Here is a 4,035-nt window from a genome sequence, read left to right as displayed (position 1 = left end):
CGTCCTCGTGAAACAACTGATGGCTGGGACCGCGGGTGCACCAGACCAGATCGCGATAGTCCGGGCTGTTGATCTCGGGCAGACGCGTGTCTACCACCGCGACCACTTCGTCCTCGCGCGAGAGCAGGTCGTCCAGGATGTAGCTGCGGAACAGCAGGTCTCCGTAGGTGATGACGGTGTCCTCGGTGATCGATTCCAGCGCGCAGTTCAGCGAGGCCAGTTCGCCGTTGTGCTCGTAGTCCGGATTGCGCACGACCTCGATCCCGCCGATCGACTCGATGGTCTCCGCGTAGTATCCCGCGACGACGGTGATCTCGTTGACCTGCCGGCGCTTGAAGGTGTCCACCAGGCGCTGCAACAGGGGACTGCCGGCGATCGGAATCATTGCCTTGGGCAGCTCGGCGGTCAACGGGTCTAGGTCATTACCGCGCGAGGCCGCGAGGACGATGGCGCTGCGCTCTGCGCCGCGGCTGGCGAAGTAGCGCTTCTCCGCGCCGGCGAGCTCCTGCGCGCCCTGCAGCCGGAAGACCTCGTCGACCGGCGCGATCTGGTCCTCGATATCGGCTACACTCTCGGCGCGATGGATCTCGCCGGCAGCGCGCTGCATGGCGGTGATCGCGGCGCGCAGGAGATGGTTGGCCCAGATGGCGACGCTGATACCGGCCTCGCGGTAGGTTTCGGCCGGCGTGCTGTAGTAGCGCGTCGGTACGATGACCAAAGGCGAACGATCGCGCCAGCGTCTGGCGAAGGCGAGCACCTCGTCCGGGTCCCGCTGCTTGCTGTGGATCAGGATCGCATCCGCACCGGCCTCGCGGTAGGCGTGTGCGCGCCGCAGGGCCTTGTCCAGTCCCCATCCCGCGATCAGCGCCTCGACCCGGGCGACGATGCAGAAATCCGGATCGATGCGACTGTCGCGGCCGGCCTCGATCTTGCCGCAGAACTCGTCCACGTCGGCCAGGGGCTGGCGCTCGCCGTCGATGAAACTGTTGGTCTTGGGAAACAGCTTGTCCTCGATACAGACCCCACCGATATCGCGCTGCTCGAGCTTGCGCACCAGGCGACGCATGTTGTTGAAGTTGCCGTAACCGGTGTCACCGTCCAGCAGGATGGGGATCGAGGTGGCGTCGGACATGAACTCCAGCATGTCGACGATCTGGGTCCAGCTCGCCTCGTTGTTGTCGCGAACCCCGAACTGCGCCGAGAGCGCCAGGCCGCTCGCCCAGATGCCCCGGAAGCCACATTCCTCCACGATGCGTGCACTGATGCCGTTGTGCGCCTCCATCAGGAATTCGAGCTCGTCCGACTCCAGCAGCGCGCGCAGCCGGGTGGACTTGCGGGCGGGTAGTTCCTCCTCCAGATTGCCCGCCGCACGGGAATACTTGGGGGCCTTGGGGCTTTCCAGGGGTTGCATGGTCCGACTTGACTCTAAAAGGTTTGCTGGAAGCGGCATTGCCCGAGGAAGCGCGCAGATTTCTAAGGCGGTCGAGGCACGTCATGACGGGCCGGCCATGGTTCAGTCCCCGATGCGCGGCAGAATCTCATCGCGTGCGCGGATCACGTCCTGCGGGAAATCCACCTCGATCCAGGGGAGGCCCGTGACGTCCTCGAAGCCGAAGCGCGAAGGTTCGGATAATAACAGATCGCGGATCGCTTCTTCATGGGGTTCGTCCACACGTCCTTCTGCGACATAGGCCTCGACGCGCGCTGCCAGTTCCGCGGCCACGGCCGGTGAAAAGCGGAAGAAACCCACCGACTCGCCGCAGTACTCGGCGTCGATCTCGATCCGTTTGCGGAATTCAACTAGCCGGCCGTCGCGGACGCACAGCTTGACGGGCTCTTCTCCCGCCTCGAGGTCCCGGTCTAGCAGGAAGCAGTTGGCGTGACCAGTCCGGACCAGTCTTTCGAGCAGTTCGCGTCCGTAGAGCACGTCGGCGTCCATCACGAGGACATCCTTCCCCGCGCGAAGCAGGTCACGGGCGTGCCAGAGGGTCACGATGCTGCCCTGGCGGTAGTCGGGGTTGTGGAACGTGGAACATTTGACGGTCCCCGGCCACCGGTCCAGTGTCTGTTGGATACGCCCGGACTCGAAACCCGTGCCGATGACGATCTCCCCGACGCCGGCGGCCTGCAGCAGTTCGAGATGCCTTTCCAGCAGTGTCCGCTCGCCCATCGGGAGCAGGCATTTGGGCAGGTTGGCATATTCGGCGCCGAGGCGTTTGCCAATGCCGGCCGCGAGGATGATTGCCAGAAGTGTATTCGACATGTCTCAGTCTCTTTGTCTGGAAGTATTATGCCAAAGCGTAAGAGGATGTCGCCTGGATGGGGGGGAGAGTGTAATGCAGAAAGGAATCCTGGATTTCGCTGCCGCTTCATCCAGGCTACGTATTTTGCGCAGTTGAATTGTCTTGCGGCAGGGCGTCTTCGCCGAGGGTCCGCCAGGCGCGTTTCAGGGATGCGCGGGCTCTTGCGAATCCCCATCCGAGGCGGATCAGTCCCGGCCAGGCGGTGGGTCTGAGGACGACCTCGTGCAGCAGGGCATGCGAGGGAAGCCGGCCTACGGGGTCCACCGCGGCCAGGATGCGTGCCGGGAGGGGTGTGGCCGGGGCGTCGGAGATCGCACGGACGGCAGCAAATGGCACACCGGCCGCGATTGCAACTTGCGCTACCGCTGCGCTTTCCATGTCTGCGGCAACCGCCCCCGTTCGCCGTCTGAGCTCGCGTTTCTCCTGCTCCGACGCCAGGATGTGCCCTGGATCGACGAGGGTTCCGTTCGCGGCCGCCAGCCGTGTGCGCAGTGACGCGCTCCAGCGGTGGTGCGTGTTCGACAAGTCACCATCCTCCCAGACCAGCTTGTCGGGTACCAGCAGGGCGCCCGGTGGGAGGTCGTCGACGAGTGCGGCCGCGGTTCCCCAGCAGAGCAGGGCGTCCGCCCCGTATGTCAGCAGTCGCTTTGCACCCGACTCGGCCCGTCCGGCACCCATTCCGGCGAGGATCGCACAGGTGCGGGCATCGATCCGTATCGGTTCCCCGAGCCGCGGGACGGCGGGGAGGATGGTGGAAATCTCCGCCGCCAGCGCGACGACGATACCCAGTTGTTCAGCGATTTGCGCTCTCCCCGGAAACCTCGCTGGCATCGAAAACGTTTGGTGGTGGGGCCGACGGCAAGCCGGTGGCCGCGATCTCGAACAGCAGGCGGATCATGGTGTTGCTGCCGGCGGTCGCGCGGCTTGCCGCGATGGTGGACCTGACGCTTCGCCGGGAGATCTTGACCTCCGTTCCCGAACGGAATTTGGGATGGCGATGGATCTTGCGCAGTGTCAGCACGGCCATGCCCAGTGCCCAGAGGCAGAAAATGCGTATGCCCCGCTCGCCGGGCGGGATGATCTGGGTATACCGCAGGGCGTTCGAGAGATGTTCGCGCGCCACGGCGACCAGCTTGCGAAGCCCGTGACCGAAGGTGGCCTCGTAACGTCCGGGATCGAGGTCGTCCAGGTCGAAGCCTTCGGCCTCGAAGACCGTCCGCGGCAGCCAGCAGGCGCCGCGATCCAGGTCGTCCCAGATGTCCTTGAGGATGTTGGTCATCTGCAGGCCCTGTCCGAACGAGACCCCGAGCCGCATCAACTCGTCCTTGCGAGCGAGGATCTCCGGGGAATAGTCGCAATAGAGCAGGGTCAGGGTCTCGCCGACGATCCCGGCGACGAAGTAGCAGTATCGGTCGAGGTGCTCGAGGTCGTCCAGGCCACGCCGGGACCGCGGCGTCTGGAATTCCACCATGCCGTCTGCCATGATCCGCACGCAGCGCTCAAGGATGCGGCGCTTGCCGGAATCGTACCCGTGGGTGATCCCCAGGACGCGCGGGGCGAGCCGGATGAGTTCGTGCTCCGCCGGGATCGTGCTGCGTGACAGCAGCGGCGCGAGTTCCGAGGCGAATGCGTCCGGATTGCCGGTGCCTGCGACCGCGTCGACGAAGCGTTCACTGAAATGCCGCTTCTGATCCAGGTCCATCGCAGGCTCGTCCTCGATCGTGTCGACGAT

4 protein-coding genes are annotated in these 4,035 nt (G+C 64.9%); all 4 read right to left on the bottom strand.

Translation table 11 applies throughout. The features are described 5' to 3' along the window. Positions 1–1,411, bottom strand: a 1,411-nt coding sequence (aepX, locus tag LJE91_02610) for a phosphoenolpyruvate mutase (GenBank protein ID MCG6867642.1), incomplete at its 3' end; no start/stop codon positions are given. 102 nt (positions 1,412–1,513) lie between these two features. Continuing rightward, entirely contained in the window at positions 1,514–2,263 is a 750-nt protein-coding gene (locus tag LJE91_02605) for a phosphocholine cytidylyltransferase family protein (protein ID MCG6867641.1), read from the bottom strand. 115 nt (positions 2,264–2,378) lie between these two features. Continuing rightward, positions 2,379–3,134, bottom strand: a complete 756-nt coding sequence (locus tag LJE91_02600; protein ID MCG6867640.1) for a hypothetical protein — start codon at positions 3,132–3,134, stop codon at positions 2,379–2,381. Beyond that, the coding region (locus tag LJE91_02595) for a squalene/phytoene synthase family protein (GenBank protein ID MCG6867639.1) at positions 3,097–4,035 on the bottom strand (939 nt) is incomplete at its 5' end. The genes LJE91_02600 and LJE91_02595, both read right to left, overlap by 38 nt.

Source organism: Gammaproteobacteria bacterium (genome assembly GCA_022340215.1).
Taxonomy (GTDB): Bacteria; Pseudomonadota; Gammaproteobacteria; order JAJDOJ01; family JAJDOJ01; genus JAJDOJ01.
The sequence above is the reverse complement of the archived record's forward strand: the minus strand, read 5'-3'. Positions and strand labels throughout refer to the sequence as shown.